The organism is Candidatus Erwinia dacicola (genome assembly GCF_001756855.1).
Taxonomy (GTDB): Bacteria; Pseudomonadota; Gammaproteobacteria; order Enterobacterales; family Enterobacteriaceae; genus Erwinia; species Erwinia dacicola.
This window is the reverse complement of sequence record NZ_MAYS01000430.1, coordinates 1-1,416: the sequence shown is the minus strand read 5'-3', so window position 1 is coordinate 1,416 and position 1,416 is coordinate 1. Positions and strand designations below refer to the sequence as shown.

Below are 1,416 nucleotides of genomic sequence, written 5' to 3'. Positions count from 1 at the left end.
CAAAAGTCTGGCACAACGCAGCGACCGGATACCTCGCTCTTAGCCTGTCGACTACCGTGAACCGTGGAGTGCGTCCGACATTAAGAGCGCCGTAGCCTTTTTTAGGATTTCGTTCTCCATTTCAAGGCGTTGTATTTTCTTCCTCGCCTCACGCAGCTCGAGCTGTTCTGGCGTCAGAGGAAGCCCGGCGGGCGTTTTCCCCTGGCGCTCAAGTCGCAGCTTATTCACCCAACGGGTGATAGCCGAATGGCTTACGTTAACTGCCTCTGCGGCCTTAACGTAGGTATAGCCGTGGTCGACAACTAACTTCGCCGCTTCGAGCTTAAATTCCGGCGTGAAATGTTTAGCCATTGGGTCACCTGTGGTGTTGGGAAGGTGAGAATATCACCTTCCGATCAGGTGGCCAGTATCAGTGTGCCACTACATAGTATATTCAAACTGTTTTTATCATTCAGCTCACGGCTTGTGGCTGAACGTTATTCTTTGCAGGTCTGACAATGGTGGCCCCCGCAGAGCGAAGCCGTTGGGCAATTACGATTTAACCACTAAATCGTTTTTAACACTCTTAACGCCATCAATGGCCTTTGCAATACTTTCAGTGCGTTCTGACTGCGCCTGCATTTTCACCGTACCGGACAGCTGCACCACGCCATTGGTGGTTTCAACTTTCACATTTCGTGATGGTACGATGTCATCAACTAACAGTTTAGCTTTAATTTCAGAGGTTATTGCCGTATCTCCAGCGTAACCTTTCATTGTTTGCTTAGTGCTGTCTTTTACGTGTAGTTTGTCGCTAACCGATTTCACGCCTTCAACTTTACCCGCAACCAATACAGCCTTCTCGGCCTGATCCTGGCAAGTCACGAAGCCGTTCAGAGTGACAACGCCACTGTGGGTTTCGACAGAAATATCGGTACTTTTAATCGCTTCATCATCGACTAGGGCTGCTTTTACCTTCGCCGTTACGCCGCTGTCGTCCATGTAGCCACGGACTTTTTTCATTGAGCTATTGATTTTCGAATCCGCGCTGTCGGCGGTAGACTCCGCTTTGCCCGTCATAGTGTCCGCTGCTATCGCAGAGCCACAAGCCAGTACCGAACTTAACATTCCCGTCATCAGAGTTTTTGCAATTTTAGTGTTGATCATCGATTCGTTCCTTTTGATTAGTACCACTCACAACGGTGAGCTTTTCAGCCACAAACGGCGTGGCTGTAGTTGTCGGCTAGATAGAGCTTAGCCCGTGAACGTTGCAGCAACCGCACCGCACGTTTTGCGTCCTGTAGAAATGAATATAGATGGTAATCAGGATTTCACCGGGGAGAGTGGTTAAATTGATAGATAAAGCAGCAAAAAAGAGGTTGTTTAGGAGGAGTCTGTAGATTGAAATAATGAACTGAACCTGTAGTGGTCAACTAA

2 protein-coding genes are annotated in these 1,416 nt (G+C 48.4%); both read right to left on the bottom strand.

All coding sequences use genetic code 11. The features are described from left to right. Nucleotides 1-51 precede the first annotated feature (51 nt). Nucleotides 52-351, bottom strand: coding sequence for an IS3 family transposase (locus BBW68_RS11675; RefSeq protein WP_070134241.1), 300 nt, complete (start codon nucleotides 349-351; stop codon nucleotides 52-54). Between the two features lie 180 nt (nucleotides 352-531). Then, nucleotides 532-1,146 (bottom strand): molecular chaperone OsmY, encoded by a 615-nt coding sequence (gene osmY, locus BBW68_RS11670; protein ID WP_070135495.1) that lies wholly within the window; start codon nucleotides 1,144-1,146, stop codon nucleotides 532-534. Nucleotides 1,147-1,416 lie beyond the last annotated feature (270 nt).

Coding starts and splice junctions, on each gene's coding strand:
- BBW68_RS11675 (WP_070134241.1), bottom strand. CDS start 351: ATGGCTAAACATTTCACGCCGGAATTTAAGCTCGAAGCGGCGAAGTTA.
- osmY (WP_070135495.1), bottom strand. CDS start 1,146: ATGATCAACACTAAAATTGCAAAAACTCTGATGACGGGAATGTTAAGT.